This window comes from Pseudomonas sp. GGS8, assembly GCF_024168645.1.
Lineage (GTDB): Bacteria > Pseudomonadota > Gammaproteobacteria > Pseudomonadales > Pseudomonadaceae > Aquipseudomonas.
The window spans coordinates 6,702,004-6,719,448 of record NZ_JALJWF010000001.1; the positions used below are offsets into that span (position 1 = coordinate 6,702,004).

Annotated in this window: 16 protein-coding genes; 8 read left to right on the forward strand and 8 right to left on the reverse strand. The window is 55.8% G+C overall.

Going from position 1 to position 17,445, the window contains the following annotated elements; genetic code table 11:
- Window positions 1–27: 27 nt before the first annotated feature.
- The 8 genes from J3D54_RS30235 to J3D54_RS30270 form a co-directional block, all read right to left on the reverse strand.
- On the reverse strand, window positions 28–879 hold the full coding sequence (locus J3D54_RS30235; protein WP_253426393.1) for a DUF1989 domain-containing protein: 852 nt from the start codon (window positions 877–879) through the stop codon (window positions 28–30).
- A gap of 16 nt (window positions 880–895) precedes the next feature.
- Window positions 896–1,549 carry a GntR family transcriptional regulator gene (locus J3D54_RS30240; RefSeq protein WP_253426396.1) on the reverse strand — a complete coding sequence of 218 codons (654 nt, stop codon included), beginning with the start codon at window positions 1,547–1,549 and terminating at the stop codon, window positions 896–898.
- 74 nt (window positions 1,550–1,623) lie between these two features.
- Complete coding sequence (gene fabF / locus J3D54_RS30245) at window positions 1,624–2,898, reverse strand: beta-ketoacyl-ACP synthase II (protein WP_253426397.1); 1,275 nt, start codon at window positions 2,896–2,898, stop codon at window positions 1,624–1,626.
- A gap of 31 nt (window positions 2,899–2,929) precedes the next feature.
- A complete protein-coding gene (locus J3D54_RS30250; RefSeq protein WP_253426401.1) occupies window positions 2,930–3,724 on the reverse strand; it encodes an SDR family oxidoreductase in 795 nt (264 codons plus the stop codon).
- A gap of 208 nt (window positions 3,725–3,932) precedes the next feature.
- Complete coding sequence (locus tag J3D54_RS30255; protein WP_253426404.1) at window positions 3,933–4,268, reverse strand: helix-hairpin-helix domain-containing protein; 336 nt, start codon at window positions 4,266–4,268, stop codon at window positions 3,933–3,935.
- 113 nt (window positions 4,269–4,381) lie between these two features.
- Window positions 4,382–6,376, reverse strand: a complete 1,995-nt coding sequence (locus tag J3D54_RS30260) for a nucleoside-diphosphate sugar epimerase/dehydratase (protein WP_253426407.1) — start codon at window positions 6,374–6,376, stop codon at window positions 4,382–4,384.
- A 93-nt stretch (window positions 6,377–6,469) separates the two neighbouring features.
- Window positions 6,470–7,498 (reverse strand): glycosyltransferase family 4 protein, encoded by a 1,029-nt coding sequence (locus tag J3D54_RS30265; protein ID WP_253426409.1) that lies wholly within the window; start codon window positions 7,496–7,498, stop codon window positions 6,470–6,472.
- Window positions 7,495–8,466, reverse strand: a complete 972-nt coding sequence (locus tag J3D54_RS30270) for an SDR family oxidoreductase (RefSeq protein ID WP_253426411.1) — start codon at window positions 8,464–8,466, stop codon at window positions 7,495–7,497. The genes J3D54_RS30265 and J3D54_RS30270 overlap by 4 nt, the downstream gene beginning before the upstream one ends.
- A 484-nt stretch (window positions 8,467–8,950) precedes the next feature.
- Here J3D54_RS30270 and J3D54_RS30275 point away from each other — a divergent pair, with 484 nt between their 5' ends.
- The 8 genes from J3D54_RS30275 to J3D54_RS30310 all read left to right on the forward strand — a co-directional run.
- The gene (locus J3D54_RS30275; protein WP_253426414.1) at window positions 8,951–10,624 is read left to right on the forward strand and encodes a sugar phosphate nucleotidyltransferase; all 1,674 of its coding nucleotides are present in this window, start codon (window positions 8,951–8,953) and stop codon (window positions 10,622–10,624) included.
- On the forward strand, window positions 10,621–11,022 hold the full coding sequence (locus J3D54_RS30280; protein ID WP_253426416.1) for a GtrA family protein: 402 nt from the start codon (window positions 10,621–10,623) through the stop codon (window positions 11,020–11,022). The genes J3D54_RS30275 and J3D54_RS30280 overlap by 4 nt, the downstream gene beginning before the upstream one ends.
- Entirely contained in the window at window positions 11,019–11,717 is a 699-nt protein-coding gene (locus J3D54_RS30285; protein ID WP_253426418.1) for a glycosyltransferase family 2 protein, read from the forward strand. The genes J3D54_RS30280 and J3D54_RS30285 overlap by 4 nt, the downstream gene beginning before the upstream one ends.
- On the forward strand, window positions 11,714–12,319 hold the full coding sequence (locus tag J3D54_RS30290; RefSeq protein ID WP_253426420.1) for a phosphatidylinositol-specific phospholipase C/glycerophosphodiester phosphodiesterase family protein: 606 nt from the start codon (window positions 11,714–11,716) through the stop codon (window positions 12,317–12,319). The genes J3D54_RS30285 and J3D54_RS30290 overlap by 4 nt, the downstream gene beginning before the upstream one ends.
- 83 nt (window positions 12,320–12,402) lie before the next feature.
- Window positions 12,403–14,367, forward strand: a complete 1,965-nt coding sequence (locus tag J3D54_RS30505) for a hypothetical protein (protein ID WP_253426422.1) — start codon at window positions 12,403–12,405, stop codon at window positions 14,365–14,367.
- Window positions 14,367–15,125, forward strand: coding sequence for an HAD family hydrolase (locus tag J3D54_RS30300; RefSeq protein ID WP_230174463.1), 759 nt, complete (start codon window positions 14,367–14,369; stop codon window positions 15,123–15,125). The genes J3D54_RS30505 and J3D54_RS30300 overlap by 1 nt, the downstream gene beginning before the upstream one ends.
- The gene (locus J3D54_RS30305) at window positions 15,112–16,128 is read left to right on the forward strand and encodes a class II aldolase/adducin family protein (RefSeq protein ID WP_253426425.1); all 1,017 of its coding nucleotides are present in this window, start codon (window positions 15,112–15,114) and stop codon (window positions 16,126–16,128) included. Before J3D54_RS30300 ends, J3D54_RS30305 begins: the two co-directional genes overlap by 14 nt.
- The coding region (locus J3D54_RS30310) for a hypothetical protein (RefSeq protein WP_253426428.1) at window positions 16,115–17,445 on the forward strand (1,331 nt) is incomplete at its 3' end. The genes J3D54_RS30305 and J3D54_RS30310, both read left to right, overlap by 14 nt.

A 17,445-nucleotide genomic window follows, 5' to 3' on the forward strand; every position in this document is an offset into this window, starting at 1 on the left:
GGCAAGCCCCCTCGCCACAAAAGCCCTTCACTTTTCCCAAGCCGCCTTGGCAATGTGCAAGCCATGCAACCCCTTGTAAGCCGCACGCTCCGGCTGGCTCCAGCCTTCAAGCAACGAATCCTCCAACCGGTAAATCTCCACTCCCAGCGGGCGACACACGCTCAACGGATCCTGCGCACCCGGCCCCCACATGGCCAGCGACAGATCGCCACCCGGACAGGTCGATAGCGCACACAACAGATCAATCTCGGCAAAGAACTCCAGGTAATCGCCCTTCTGCGCCGGGCAGGCTTTCATGAAGTACAGGTCGTCATGGTTCAGGCCGGTGCACTGGAAAATGTTCAGCACGTCATGCACGTCGAACTCGGTCAGGCCATGGGGTAATACGGCTCGAGTCAGGTTGGAGTGGCAGTGATGGTGGAAGTCTTCGCCGGTGAGCATTTTGTTCACGTAAGGATCGCAGCGCGTCCCCAGCAAATCGTGCAAGCGCCCGCCGTGTTCGTCGATGCCATAACCGGCCAGGCTATCGTCGGTAATGGTCACCAGCGGCCGTAAAAATGGCAGGTTAGACCAGAGCCGGTCATGGGTGCTGACATGCGCGCCCTGCAACTGCCGGGTTCGCGCCGCCCACAAGCGCTCGCGTGGATCGTGGGCATTCCACACATTGAAGTCACCGACTTGCGGGCCGACCGGGGTCGTGACCCTGAACACATGCCCGGCCGGCACATTCCAGGCGCGACCGGTGCGGATCGGCACTTCAAACTGCTCGATCAGCGTGCGTCCCTCTTTCTGGTCGCGGATCCGTTCATAGAAGGCTGTGTCCACCTGCAAGGCCGAGCCTTTGCTGACTTGATAGGCCGCCGGATAGTCTTTGTACATGGCGCAAAATCCTCGATCAGTGATGGAAAGAAGGGGCAAGCATCTGCAACAGAAGGTGTTCGGAGTCGTCGAGATAAAGGCTCATCGCGTCCGCGGCCGCGCGTTTATCGCCGTCGGCCAGCAACTCATGTATCTGCCGGTCACGCGCCAGCCAGGGCGCCTGAAAACGGGATTCATCGGGCGCGGTGCAAAACACCAGACGCAGTTGCGCGACGACATTGGTGAAGAATTCATCGAACAGCGGGCTGCGCAGCAACCCGACGATGTGTTGATGAAAGGCCAGGCTGTGGGTGCCGACCGCGCGCCAGTCCTCGCGCTCCCGGGCCAGTTCGGTGGCCTCCAGGGCTTCGAGCATCCGGTCCGACTGATACTCACGCAATGGCTGGCTGGCGCTGATGGCTTGCAGCTCCAGGGTGCGCCGGACCTTGAACAGATCGCGGACATCATCGACTCCGAGCCTGCGCACCATTACGCCCTTGTTGCGAACATAACGGGTCAGCCCTTCCTGCCCCAGACGGTGCAACGCCTCGCGAATGGTATTGCGCGAGGCGTTATAGGCCGACACCAGATCGTTTTCCACCAGCGCCATGCCGGGCAGTAAACGACCGCCGATGATGTCAGCGCGTAATTCCAATGTGATGTGATCGGCCAGGGACAGTCCGCTGCTCATACTCAACGCCTCTTGATTGTTCAACAATCGTCTGAGAATGAGTAATCACTATTCGTGCCATCACCTGCCGTGAACTAACCCTCCCAGTATTTGAACAACACGCTGGCGTTCACACCGCCAAATCCGAAGCCGTTGGACATCGCGTACTCGATGGTCATTGGCCGTGCCTGACCGTGAACAATGTCCACCCCTTGCGCCGCCGGATCCGGATTTTCGAAGTTGAGCGTGGCCGGCACCACCTGATCGCGCAGAGCCAGCAGCGTAAAGATCGCCTCAATCCCGCCAGCCGCACCGAGCAAATGCCCGGTGGCTGATTTGGTCGAGGTCACCGCTATCTTGTTGTCCGAGCCGAACAACGACTTGATGGCCGCCAACTCCCCAAGATCGCCAACCGGTGTCGAAGTCGCATGAGCATTGAGATGCTGCACCTGCGCCGGTGAAATCCCCGCCTGGGCCAACGCCAGCGACATCGCCCGACGCGCACCGCTGCCATCCTCCGGCCCCGCGGTCAGGTGATAGGCGTCGGCGCTGGTGCCGTAACCGACCAGCTCGGCCAACGGCTGAGCGCCACGGGCCAGGGCATGTTCCAGGGATTCAATCACCAGAAGGCCCGAGCCCTCGCCCATCACAAAGCCATCGCGCCCACTGTCGAACGGCCGCGAGGCGCGCTCCGGGGTGTCGTTGTAACCGCTGGACAAGGCCCGCGCCGCCGCGAACCCGGCGAGGCTGACCCGATCGATTGCCGCCTCCGCGCCGCCACATACAGCAATATCCGCCTCGCCGCAGCGAATCAGCCGCGCCGCATCACCAATCGCCTGAACCCCAGCCGCGCACGCCGTTACCGGAGCCCCCAAAGGCCCCTTGAAAACGTGCTGGATCGACACATGGCCCGCAGCGAGATTGACCAGAAACGAAGGAATGGTGAACGGCGACAACCGTCGCGGGCCACGGCTGTCGGTGGTGCGCACCGCGTCGGCAATCGCGCCGAAGCCACCCACGCCCGAGCCGATGATAGTGGCCGTGCGCTCCTGGGCATTGGCGTCTTGCGGATGCCAATTGGCCTGCTCCAATGCCTGACGCGCCGCCTCCATGGCAAACAGAATGAAACGGTCCATCTTCTTCTGTTCTTTGGGCGGCGTCGCCCGATCCGGGTCAAAACCTGCCTCGGGATCTTCCGCCAGGGTTTGCACCGCGCCACCGACCTTGGCCGGCAAATCGGCAACCACCTCGTCCGGCAATACCCGCACCCCGGAGCGTCCGGCCAACAAACGCGCCCAAACCGCTTCGACGCCGCTACCCAACGGACACACCAGGCCCATGCCCGTGACCACCACCCGACGATTATTCATAGCGCAAATACCTCAGTCGATTCATGGCGCCTCACTTGTAACGCGCCGCCGCCATGCTTCTGGACAGATTCGGCGCCATCGCATGACGCGCCGCCATAAAAGCTTCCCACTCGGAGACATTCGGTAACGAAGGAATGGTGATCAGTTCACCCTGATCCAGCCCCGACAGCGCCGCATCGACCATCTCCCCCGCTTCCATGATCATGTCCTCCGGAATCTGGGACGCATCAATACCGGAGCGCTCCAAAATCTCTGTGCGTGTCACTCCCGGCAACACCGCTTGCACCTGGACCCCGGTGCCTTGCAGCTCAGCGTTCAACGACTGAGTCAGGCTCAATACATAAGCTTTGCTCGCGCTGTACGTCGCGTTGAACCGCTCAGGAAACAACGCCACCACCGACGCAATATTGATGATCGTCCCGCGCCCCGCTTTGGCAAAACTGGCTGCCGCCGCCGAGGCCAACCGCGTCACCGCGGTGACGTTCAACTGAATCAAACGCTCCATCTGATCCATGTCGGCGTTGGCCAACAAACCATCCGCCGCGATACCGGCGTTGTTCAACAACAGGCTGATGCTCGAATCGCTGCGCAGACGCTGATCAATCTTCAGCACGTCATCCTTTTGCGTCAGATCCGCCTTGAGCACCTCCACCTTAATACCGTGCGCCGTGCGCAATTTGCTCGCCGCTGCCTCCAGCCGTTCCTGATCACGGGCTACCAGCAATAAATCAAAACCTCGCGCCGCCAACCGCTCGGCGTAAATCGCACCGATGCCGGAAGAAGCACCGGTGACAAGGGCCGTACCTTGGGCCTGGACAGAATTCATGACAGTGCTCCTGGGAGGATGCTTAAGGGAAGGCGACCGCCTCAGCGTCAAAGCGCTTCAGCGAATGGCGAATTTATTATAGGCATAATTTTACTAGCGTATGATAGCCGTAATTTTTTGCATCCCGATGAAAGGCCCCGGATAGCCCGCTGCAGCAATAAGCAAAAAGGCCGGTCAATGACCGGCCTCCTAGTGTGGATTTACAAGCTTAGTTCACTTCCAGCTTCTCGCGATTCTTGTCCAGAATGGCTTTGCCAATCCCCTTCACTTCCAGCAATTCGTCTACCGACGAAAATGGCCCATTACTCTCCCGATACGCAACAATCGCCTTGGCCTTCGCCTCACCGATCCCGGACAATTCCCGTTGCAGGGTGGGCGCATCGGCCCCATTCAGATCGACCTTGGCGGTTTGCACCTTGGTGGCAACGTCCAGCATCAAGGGTGCCTTGGCAGCCTCTGGCGCTGCCGTCGGTGCAGCAATGGCCGCAATAGAGGCGCTGGTGAGCAGGGCAAAAACCAGAGAGTAGAAATAGCCAGTACGCATAAATGAAGCTCCATGACATCGATAGGAAGAAGCAGCTTTTCCGAAGCTGCCTTCCAAACTTAGGCCATGTGATGGAGCTGTCAAAAGTGTGTCCGTTACAGGATGTGAAACAATCAGGGTTCGAGGCGGCGTTGCTGGTGAATCCAGTCGACGATCTCGCCGTCGGGCGTGTAGCCGCTGACCGTTTCGCGCAGGAGCTGGCGCACACGGGAGTAATCGTCCTGCTCGACCGCCAACAACAGCTCAGTCAAACGACCCTTGAGCACGTCCCAAGGCAGATGGTCTTCGTTGGCGGTCATGATCATCGGGTGCGGCGTCGCAGCGACGTTATCCCCGATCAGCAGCTCTTCGTAGAGCTTCTCGCCCGGACGCAGGCCCGTGAACTCGATCGAAATATCGCCCTGGGGATTTCGCTCGGAGCGGATGCTCAGGCCGGACAGGTGAATCATCTTCTCCGCCAGCTCGACAATCTTCACCGGCTCGCCCATGTCCAGCACGAACACGTCACCGCCCTGCCCCATGGAACCGGCCTGAATCACCAGTTGCGCGGCTTCGGGGATGGTCATGAAGTAGCGGGTGATTTTCGGATGCGTGACAGTCAGCGGGCCGCCGGATTTGATCTGGCTGTGGAACAGCGGGATCACCGAACCGGAAGACCCCAACACATTGCCAAAACGAACCATGGTGAAACGGGTCTTGTTGACGCGCGATACATTGGCTTTATCGCCGAACAGCACAGGGGCAATTTCACGACTCAGGGCTTGAAGCGTCAGCTCCGCCAGGCGCTTGGTACTGCCCATGACGTTGGTCGGTCGTACAGCCTTGTCGGTGGAGATCAGTACGAAGTTGGCGACCCCCGACTGCAAGGCAGCCTGCGCGGTGTTCAACGTGCCGATGACATTGTTGAGCACACCTTCAGCGATATTGTGCTCAACCATCGGCACATGCTTGTAAGCGGCCGCGTGATAAACCGTGTCCACGCGCCAGGTTTTCATCACATCAAGCAGTTTGTGCGGGTGACGGATGGAACCGAGGATGGGCAGCAATTTGACCGAGACCGACTCACGGCTGGCGCGCTGCTCCAATTCCGACAGGATGCTGTAGAGGTTGAATTCACTGTGCTCAAACAGCAGAAGCGTGGTCGGGCCAAGCGAGAAAATCTGTCGGCACAGCTCCGAACCAATCGAGCCGCCGGCCCCCGTGACCATCACCGTCTTGCCCTTGATACAGCGCTCGAGCAAATCCGCCTGGGCTGGCACGGCATCACGACCCAGCAAGTCAGCGATATCCACTTCCTGGATGTCTTCAACCTTGACCCGACCACTGGCCAGATCGGTGAAGTTCGGAACACTTCGTACGTGAAGCGGGAAACCTTCCAGCAGATTGAGAATTTCCCTGCGTCGTGCGCGGGTGGATGACGGTAGTGCCAGGAGAATTTCCTGGGCACCGGTGACGTCGATCATCTGCTGGATGTGTTTGGGCTTGTAGACCTGGAGGCCTGAGATAGAGCGATCGGCGATGCTCGGGTCGTCGTCGATGAACGCCACTGGGCGCATCACTCGCCCCATGCGCAATGCAGCAACCAACTGATTACCTGCCACGCCTGCGCCGTAGATGGCGACTTTGGTCAGGCCGTCGTCGCGGTTGGTGAACGGTACGTGCTGGGCGGCGGTGAACCAGTCCCCCATGAAGTATTGGCGCATGCACAGGCGTAGGCCGCCGATGATGACGAGGCTTAGCCACCAGTAGTTGAAGATGATCGAGCGTGGGACAACGGTTTGGTGGTTGCTGTACCAGTAGACGACGACCGCCAGGATAAGCGATGACAGGCTAACTGCTTTGACGATTGCGATCAGGGCATCGTTGCCAAAATAACGCATGACCGCTCGATACATGCCGAATCGGATAAATAGCGGAATAGCGACGACAGGAGCGCTGACAAACAGCCAGAAATGGACTTTGAGGGGGTTGTACATGTCATCAATGCCCAAACGGACGATGAATGCCAACCAAAGCGCAAGCCAGACCAGCACAATGTCTGTGCCAACCTGTATCAGTCGCTTGCGGCGCCTTGGAAGCCCTACAAGGCGCGCTCTAAGCCTGTCCATGAACTCTTCAAACACCTCAGCCACCTCTCCTCACCTATCGCAACTCTATAGGCGCATCCAATCCACGTTAGACACAAATGACAGCACCGTTACTCAGTTAGTCATTGATGCCGCTTCGAGGTCTCCCGCGCGAAACTTTATTGCCAGTACAAGCAGTGGAGCATAGGCCAGAATCAGGCCCAAACTACCGTCCAGGCCATAATGTGTAACCCCTAGAGCAATTGGCAACAACCAAAGCAAATTGATCGCCCCAACAGCTGCTGTCACCGGCAAATGCTTGCCAAACCGGCGGGAGGCGAACTGATAGGCATGACTACGGTGCGCTTCATAAACCTTATCGCCTCTGAGCAAACGGCGAAACAGGGTGAACGTTGCATCAACGATGAATACACCGAGCAAAATCAGCCAGCCCCACAATAAGTCGGCGGAGAACCAAGCGGCTTGAAGCGACAGCCCTCCGAGCACAATGCCCAGGAATCCACTCCCGGCATCCCCCATGAAAATCCTGGCGGGGGGGAAATTCCAAAAAAGGAAACCCGCCACGGAAACGGCCAGTAGCAATGGCGCCCAGACCAGATCCGTCGCCCCCCCCACCCAATACAGAAGACACGCGCCAAGACAAACACAAATCGCCTCGACGCTGGCAATGCCATCGATACCATCCATGAAGTTGTAAAGGTTGAGCAGCCACACCAGATAAAATGCTGCCAACACATGGCCAAACCATCCGAGGTCGAAAGTCCCTCCCCAGATCTCGACGGCCGGCAATCCACCCAACCAGAACAGCAACCACATCGATGCAACGAAATGCCCCAGCAAACGCCAACGGGCGGCGATGTGTCCGTGGTCATCCATAAATCCGATAAGGGCGATCAGAGCGCCTGCGCCAACCATCGCGAAGAAGAATGAGGACGTAACCAACGAATGCACGTGCATCGCACATAGCATCAACAGAAACACCACTACAATCGCCACCCCGCCGCCTCTGGGCGTAGGCATGGAATGCGAACTTCGTGCATTGGGAATATCCATCAAACTTCGCGCCAATGCGTACTGACGTAGTAATGCGGTGAGAATGAACGAAGCAGCACCTGCTGCTGGAAGAAGCCACCAGAGATTCATGCTTGACCGGATTCCAGAAAATGTTGGGCGGTGGAAAGTAACGCCTGGTTCAGTGTCACAGGTGGAGACCAACCCAACAAACGATGGTTTTTCTCAATGTCGACCTGCAGCGACCCCAACAGGCGCTGACTCATCGCCCCTTTCCCGGACAGAACCGCAATACAGCGCAAGAGCCCGGAAGGTACTGGTAGAAGACGGACTGGACAGCCCAGGGAGGCTCCCATACGACGCAATAGCCCGGTTGTCGACACATCTTCGCCATCGCTCGCCAGAAAGATCTGGTTGGCCGCCGCCGGGTGATCCAAACAGGTTACGATCAGGTCGACCAAATTGTCGATGGCTACCAGGCTACGACGGTTGTCTATGGCACCCAGGGGCAATGGAACTCCCCGGCTAAGCCAGCGCATCATGCTGAGCATGTTGGCTTTTACACCTGGGCCATAGACCAGGACCGGCCGGATGATCACGACCTCCATGTCCGTGCTGGCAGCAAGCGCAAGCAAACCTTGCTCCGCCTCATATTTGGAAATACCGTAAGGATCCATCGGCGCAGGAACGTCATCGGCGGTATAAGGTTTGCCACGGGACGTAACTTCACCGTTGACCTTGATGGAGCTGATATAAACAAAGCGTTTGACGCCAGCCCTTGCAGCTTGACGAGCGAGATTCAAGGTCCCGTCGACATTGACCTTGCGAAAAGCCATGAGCGGATCACTATCCGATTCACGCATCACATGCACGCGCGCCGCCAAGTGAACAACAATACCGACATCCGTCAAAGCACTCTGCCAGTCTGTATCCCCGTCAAGTTCTTGTACGGAAACACCACGCACCCCTGAAGGAAAACTGCCATGTGGGTGGCGGGTGGAGGCAATAAGGCTATACCGCTGATCCATGCAGAGGGTTTTTATCAGGCTCTTTCCTACAAAGCCCGAGCCACCTGTCACAAGAACTAACTCAGAACTCATTTCGATACTCTTTAAACATCGACAGATTTTCTTGGCATCGAAATTTCAAATACTGGACAAAACGACCTAAGGACTTTCAGAAAAGTCGACAAGGTGTCAAATATTGTAGATCTTGCCAGGCGCTGCTGAACTTCCACACTTACCGGCATCTCCCGGATTTGAACTGGAAGGCCTGCCCCGCTGCCGCAGGATCAGCCGGAGCAAAAATTCGTGTCAATAGTATCACGGAGCTTTCACTGATCCCATTCGACCGGACGTTTTCGCGACCCCCTGAAAAACGGGAGGTTAGCAGGGCACGGACTCTTGTAATCCGCATCAACCGAACAGCACCAGGTACGGGTGTCCGACATTGGCCAGACACCCGTAAAAAAGGTGACGCTCCATCTAGCTTCGGACTAAAATGCCACTTTTTGCTTTGGTCGCGCGGTTGGCACATTGTCGGTGCACAACTTTAACGTCAACACAGTACGTAAACGAGTATTTTGTGCAGATAATCATCCCAATGTCAGGTTTCGGCGAGCGCTTCCGTCGTGCCGGTTACGCAGTGCCCAAGCCCCTTATTGAAATAGACGGCAAACCGATCATTGGGCATGTCATTGACATGTTTCCGGGTGAAACGGATTTTATTTTTATTTGCAATCAGGACCACCTGGACAACCCTGATTACCGCATGGCCTCCATCCTGCGACATTACTGCCCTACCGGTCAGATTATTGGCATTCCGGCTCATAAGCTTGGTCCGATTCATGCCGTACGTCAGGTAGAGCACCTGATAAAACCCGACAGTCCGGTGATCGTTAACTATTGCGATTTTACCTGCTACTGGGATTGGCAACATTTCAAGCAGTTCGTGAAGACGACGGCATGTGCTGGTGCGATACCGGCCTACAAAGGTTTTCACCCGCACACCCTAGGCAGTACCAACTATGCGTATATCCGCGAAGCGCAGGGCTGGGTGCAGGACATTCAAGAGAAGCAACCCTACACCGACAATCGCATGGAGGAGTTCGCATCCAGCGGGACTTACTATTTCGACTCGGGCAAGACCATGAGCGAAGCGTTCCGCAAAACGATGGACCAGCAACTCAACGTCGGTGGCGAGTACTACGTCAGCCTGGCTTACAAGCCTCTGCTGGCGGAAAAACAACCCGTCGCGGTATACCCCCTCCAGCACTTCATGCAGTGGGGTACACCGGACGATGTCCGTGAATACAACGGCTGGTCGGCAGCGTTTGAAACGATGAACCGCCAACCGAAACGTTCGCAGACCTCCCCGACAGGCGCTCTTGTGATCCCGATGGCGGGAATGGGGCAACGATTTGCAAACGAGGGTTATGCACTGACCAAACCGCTGATCCCGGTGTCAGGCAAACCCATGGTTACCCAGGCCACTGAGGACTTGCCCAAAGCCGAGCACCATGCCTTCGTTCTTCGCCAGGACATGCCCGGTTACGCCGAGATCGCCAAAGAGCTCGAGCGTGTATTCGCTGGCACTGTGATTGAAACAATCCCGCAAGTAACGGAAGGCCAAGCCTGCACAGCGCTGCTCGGGCTGGAGGCTCTGGAGCGTGCTGTCGCGGATGTTCAAGGCCCTATCACCTTTGGCGCCTGTGACAATGGTGTCCTTTATGATGAGCAGGCATTTCAGGCCCTGATCGACAATCCGGATGTCGATGTCATTGTGTGGGGCGCGAGGGGGCATGCAAATGCCGTCCGCCATCCGCAAATGTTTGGCTGGATTGATGCCGAGAACGGTCGGATTCGTCAAATCTCCGTGAAGACACCGCTGCAATCCCCGGCGACAGATCCGATCGTCCTGGGAACCTTTACATTCCGCCGCGCGGAAGACTTCCGCCAAGTGGTTTCGCGACTGGTTCAGCGTGATGGTCGTATCAATGGCGAGTTCTACATTGACTCGACAATTAATGATGCCATCGAATCGGGCCTGCACTGCGAACTGTTCGAAGTCGACAGCTTCCTGTCATGGGGCACCCCGAATGACCTGCGCACGTTCGAATACTGGCAGTCGTGTTTCCACAAATGGGCAGGTCACCCTTATCGACTGCAGAACGATGGTCGGATCCCGCGCGACGCTGTTGCCGAACTCGAGTCTCGTTATCAAGCAACGGTGCCAGCATTACCAGGCACCGCAGCATGATCAAGCGTGAGCTTGCAGTCTTTCTGGTCGTAGGCTCGCTGACTGTCCTGATCGACTTCCTGACCTATCGCGGCCTGGTCTGGACTGGGTGGATGAGTGTCGACCAGGCCAAAGCGGCCGGCTTTCTGACCGGCACCCTGTTTGCTTACTTTGCCAACAAGGTGTGGACTTTCGGCCACAAGGAGCACGCACCTGGCAGCGTATGGCGTTTCGTCCTGCTGTATGCAATCACGTTGAGCGCCAACGTTCTGGTCAATGCCGGATGCCTGGCGTTACTCAGCACAATGTCCATTGCAGTCCCGGTTGCATTTTTGATTGCCACGGGTGTATCGGCCGTTCTCAACTTCCTTGGAATGAAGTTGTTCGTGTTCAAGACCAGCAACCTGGAGAAGTCATGAAGTTTTCGCTCATCATCCCCTGCTACAACGAGTCGGCCAATTTACCGCTGCTGCTGGAACGCTGCAAAGGCTTGGTCGAACAACCTGGCGTAGAGGTGATTCTGGTCGACAATGGCTCCACCGACGACAGCCCGCAGGTTCTGGAGCGTCTCTTGCCGACCTATCCCGGATGCAGAAGCGTTCGAGTCGACATCAATCAAGGTTATGGTTTCGGCATTCTTTCCGGTCTGCGTGCAGCCAAGGGCGAGATTCTCGGCTGGACCCATGCAGACCTGCAAACCGACCCAATGGACGCCATGCATGGCCTGGCGTTCTTTGACCAGCACGGGCCAGACATTTTCGTAAAAGGACGTCGCTTCGGCCGACCATTGGCAGATGTCGTGTTCACCTTCGGCATGAGCGTTTTCGAAACGGTTCTGCTCGGCAAACCGATGTGGGATATAAATGCGCAGCCCACCATGTTCTCCAAGGCTTTTTTTGAGCGCTGGCAGGCTGCACCATCAGATTTTGCACTTGATCTGTATGCGTACTACCAAGCCCATGTTCAGGGGCTGAAAGTTTATCGATTTGCTGTGCATTTTGGTGAGCGCGCCCATGGCGTTTCGCATTGGAACGTGAACTGGGCCGCGAAACGGAAGTTCATCCGCAGAACTGTCGATTTCAGTTTGCAACTTAAGAAGAGTCTAAGGACATGAAGCTCATATCGCATCGGCGTAACACCCGCCAGGAACTCAATGCTACTGAAGAAAAATATGGCATTGAAGTCGATATCCGCAGCTACGGTAACGACTTGATCATTCACCACGACCCCTGCGTGCCAGGTGAATCGTTTGATGAGTGGATTGCCGACTATCGGCACGGCACGCTGATTCTGAACGTCAAGGAAGAAGGCCTGGAAGCACGCTTGATCGCGCTGATGAAAGAGAAAGGAATTGAAGATTACTTCTTCCTCGATCAATCCTTTCCGTTCCTGATCAAGTGGTCCAAAGCCGGCGAACGCCGTTGCGCCGTCCGTGTGTCCGAGTTCGAATCGATCGAAACGGCGCTGACGCTGGCAGGCAAGGTTGATTGGGTGTGGGTCGACTGCTTCACCCAATTCCCACTCAGCCATGACGACGCCAAGCGACTGCAGGATGCGGGGTTCAAACTGTGCCTCGTCTCCCCGGAACTCCAGGGCCGTAATGCTGAGGCCGAGATTCCAATGTTGGCGAAACTATTGGCCGATCGGAATATTGTTGCCGAAGCGGTTTGCACCAAACGACCGGACCTCTGGGAAACGTTGGCTGCGAACGCATGAATATAAAGTTTTTCTGCCACCCGACCTTTCTGATCGGGTTGGCGCTTCGTCTTGTGCTTGTACTATGGGTAGCCCCTGCACCGGTGACCGAGTGGTATCTGCCATTTCTGGACACCAGCACCAACATACTGACACTGAACCCGTGGGGGACATGGCTGGATCAAGGTGGCGCAATCAACGCATTCCCCTATGGCTATGTCATGTGGGCGGCTTTCCTGCCAGCGATGTTGCTGTGTAAAGCGCTCTCGCTCCCCCTGATACTCGGATATGGACTGACACTAATAGGCGCAGACTTCCTGCTCCTGACAGTGCTCCGAAAAATAGTGCCCAACCGTGATCGATTGCTCATTGCGGTGTATTGGGTGTCGCCTATCGTAATCGTCGGCAGTTACGTACTCGGGTTTAACGACCTTATACCGGTGCTTCTGCTTGCCGGGTCGCTTTACTTCCTCAAGCGTGCGCGATTGATCTTGGCGGGCCTGGTGTTTGTGACCGCGATCTCAGCCAAGCTGAGCATGGTGCTGGCACTCCCTTTCTTCCTGATCTACTTGCAACACAACCGCCCTCTGCGTCAGCACCTGCCACGCCTGCTGATCGGTCTGAGCGTAGGCGCCGTCGTGACAGTTCTGCCATTTCTGCTGTCCAGCGCGGGCGTCAGCATGCTCTTCAACAACCCGGAAATAGGCAAAGTCTACAAGCTGGCATTCAGCATCGGCGATACCACCCTGTATGTGGTCCCCCTCGCCTACCTGCTGATGCTCTATGCGGCCTGGCGGATCAAACGTCCGAACTTCGAGCTCTTTCACTCCATGCTCGGCATGGTGTTCCTGCTGGTTGTCCTGATGACGCCGGCGTCTCCGGGATGGTTTATCTGGGCCATTCCATCCCTCGTGGCCTATCAGGCAGCCAGCAACCGGGTTGCGATTGCTATCACCGGGATTTTTTCGCTGCTCTATGTGGTAAGCGCTCTGCTGGTAACCCCGGACACCAAACTGATCATCGAGCAGGCATCATGGCTGCCGCAAGCGGCCAGCCAATTGTTGTTCAGCGACAAGCTGTCGTCGTTGGTCCACACCGCCATGGTCGCGACCGGTGTAGTCCTGGCCATTCGAATCTGGCGAGAGTCTGTCAGCCGCAACGATTACTTCCGTCTCAGCCGCAAGCCATTCGTCATTGGCGTGGCCGGCGACTCTGGCGCGGGCAAGGATACCTATTCGGATGCGATAAAAGGGCTGTTTGGCGGCCACTCGGTCACAACCCTCTCCGGTGATGACTACCACTTGTGGGACCGTCAGAAGCCGATGTGGCAGGTCATGACTCACTTGAACCCCATGGCCAACGACCTTGAAGGCTTCGCCAATGACCTGGTGGCATTGACCGATTCGAAGAATATCCATTCGCGGCATTACGATCATCAAACCGGTCGCATGAGCCGCCCCTTCATGATCAAGAGTAATGACTTCGTCATTGCCAGCGGCCTGCACGCGCTCTATATGCCGATTCTTCGTGAGTGCTACAACCTGAGTGTCTACCTCGATATCGACGAAAGCCTGAGGCGCCACTTCAAGCTTCAGCGCGACGTACATCAGCGCGGGCACACCGAAGAGAAGGTGCTGGCCTCCTTCGAACGCAGAGAGCCGGACTCGGCACGCTTTATTCGTCCACAAGCAGCTTATGCAGACCTAGTGCTGTCCTTGCAGCCCATCCATCCGCGTATTCTGGAAGGGGCCAGCAAAAACCACCCTCTGCACTTCAAGATCGTGGCGCGCTCGCGCAACGGCCTGAACGAACTTTCGCTCACCCGAGTTCTGGTCGGTGTTTGCGGCCTGCATGTCGACATGTCAACACGTAACGACGCGACTGAAGTCGAGCTGACCATAGAGGGCGAAACGTCGGCCCAGGACATCGAAATGGCCGCGCGGATGATCTGCCCACGAGTCTTCGAATTCCTCGACCTCAAGCCAGAGTGGCAAGACGGCGTGATGGGGTTAATGCAATTGATTACCCTCTCCCATATCAACCAAGCACTGACAAAACGGTTCATATAGTGAAGATTTTTGCACCAGAGCGGTTCAATCGCCTCCCCGACGCCATACTGTTCGACACCGATAATACTCTGTACCCCTACGATCCGGCGCACGCCGCTGCGCAGCAAGCCGTCAGGGATAAGGTAGTCAATACATTCTCGATCAAACCGGAAGTGTTTGACGCCGCCTTCAAGGAAGCACGTCAGCAGGTAAAGACTCGCCTGAAACACACCGCGTCTTCCCATAGTCGCCTCCTGTACCTGCAACGCATGCTCGAGATCATGGGGCTGGGCTCTCAGGTGCTACTGGCCCTGGATTTCGAACAGACCTACTGGCGAACCTTCCTCAGCAATGCCGTGCTGTTCGATGAAGTCAAAGACCTGCTGGACGATCTGAGACTGTTAGGCATCCCTACTGCCATCGTTACCGACCTGACAGCCCAGATCCAGTTTCGCAAGGTGGTCTACTTCGGGCTCGACCATTACTTCGATTACATCGTGACCAGTGAAGAAGCCGGCTTCGACAAGCCCCACGCAGCCCCCTTCGAAATCGCCCTGGAAAAAATGCGCCCTAAAGGCGATTGCATCTGGATGATTGGCGACAACCCAATCAATGACATCCGGGGTGGCCGCGAACAGATAAATGCCGTGACGCTGCAAAAGATCCATACCGGCACACCGCTGGGTACGGACGAAAACGCACCAGACGCCGCGTTTACAGAGTTCCGCGAGTTGCGCCACCTGATTTCCAGACTGGGAGAGAAAAATGAGGTTGCATGAATCGATTCGTCAGTTCTGCTCTGAAATCGGTAAAGACCCACTGATCGTGCAAGGTGCTGGCGGGAACGTATCCTGGAAAGAGAACAATGTTCTCTGGATCAAGGCATCGGGAACCTGGTTGGCCGACGCAGGTGATAAAGATATCTTCGTACCCGTAAAGCTCGACCACCTGACTGCAGCGCTCAAAAGTGGAGACTATGCCGTCATACCACAAACGGTCGAGAGCACTCCACTGAAGCCCTCGATTGAAACACTGTTGCATGCGCTGATGCCCCATCGCATTGTGGTCCACGTGCATGCAATCGAAGTACTCGCCCAGCTGGTTCGCAAAGACTTCGATCACATCAACTACCCCGCTCTGGACAAGGCACTTGACGCGCGTACCGTTGAATACTGCAAACCTGGCGCAGAACTCGCGGAAGCCGTTGCGAACCAACTGGATGGCACCTCGAACACGCGCGTGGTCTTTCTGAAGAATCACGGCGTCATTATCGGTGGTGACAACATTGATGAGATCAGTAAAACCCTGGAATACCTGACTCATTTTTTTGCAACACCTACGGTATCCATCCCAGTCACCACACCTGATACGTCGCTACGCCTGGCCAATGGCGTCGAGTTCTCCCCCATTGGTGTGACCAAACTCCATGAAGTTGCCGTCACGCCATCGCTGGTAGACCGTCTGCATGACAACTGGGCGCTTTATCCCGATCACATTGTTTTCCTTGGGCCACATCCACGGCTGTTCGGATCGCTTGAAGAAGCGAAATCCGCTTTAGAGCAGGAATCGGAATTGCCGGACGTCATTTTTGTCCGCGATCTGGGGACCTTTGCCAGAGAGACAATGAACAAAGCAAAAATGGCGCAGTTGATTTGCTATTACGACGTAATGACAAAATTGAATGACGATGCACAACTGTCGACGCTGACCGACGCGCAAATCTCCGAACTGATCGACTGGGACGCCGAGAAGTATAGAAGAGGCTTAAATGACACCAAGTAAGCGCCTGACCGGTCAACAGTATCTGTCCATCATTGCATGCGTGCTACTGACAGCCATGGTGAGTATCTACACCATGGCGACCTACGTGAAAGGCCCCCTCAATGGTAACTTCGATCATTACCTGATGCAGGCAGATCGCTGGGGCATGCCCGAAGCTATCAAAGAGCGCGGCGTTACCCCCCTCTATCTGGACGAGTGGAACTCGGGCTGGGACGGTCAGTTCTACTACTACATCGCGAATGATTTATTCGCGCAAAAGGATACTGCGAGCCACATCGATGCCGATGCCTATCGTTATCAGCGAGTCGGCATCCCAATACTGGCGAAACTGTTTTCCTTGGTGCTTTTTCAGGATTGGGTTAGTCCCTTTATCTATTATCTGACTCACTTTTTACTAATCCTGCTTGGGACCGCAGTAGCCGCGCATTTTTTCATAAAAGAAGGCGTACCGGCCTATTGGATCTTACCTTGGTCGGTAGGCATGGGAACCCAGATCACACTGTTGAACGGGCTTCCAGATGGTGCAGCTGATGCATTGCTCATCATCGCCATGGTGTCGGCTTACCAAAAAAAATATCTGGTTTACGCCATTGCCGCTACCTTTGCTTGCTTGTCGAGAGAGGCCTATATTGCGTTTCCTGCGATATTCTTCGGTGCGCAAATTCTAGATCGCCTCATCAAACAAAAGTCGATCAAACCCTATACAGATCTATTTTTCCTACTCTGCCCAATCATTATCTTCGTTGCCTGGCACTCTTTCATCAGGCTGCATTTCACCCAGACGCCTGCCGAACAAAGCGCCTCTGTTCTCGGGCTACCGCTAAAAAGTCTCCTTCTTCATTTAGTTTCAGGACTTCAGGGAAATTACCCAAATACGCCAACTGGATTTTATTCCTATATAGCCGGGATCGGCGTTGCGCTGTTCGCCATACTGCTGGGCTGGACGCTGTTAGTCATTGCTAAAACAAAACCTGTGAAGTCCGTCCTTGAGGGCAATATTGTAAGGAATACTGCCGGGGCATTTACGCTTACGCTTTGCTTACTGTATCTGTGCTTTGGTGATACCGTCATATGGAACTTCACTGGGTATATGAAAGCTGGCGGGTTATTCCTGTTCTGCATCCCGTTCATTGCAGCAATCACCAAACTGCCCCTTCGAAAGTCTGCTTTTATATTATCGTTGGCCATTACTGCATTTTTTTGCTGGCAGGGTTGGCTCCTGAGGGTCGCTCAACCGCCAATCAAATACAAGTTCGATACCAACTGCAAACATCTCAAGATCGACACCTCCACCGCCTGTTTTGAAAAGTTCGTATG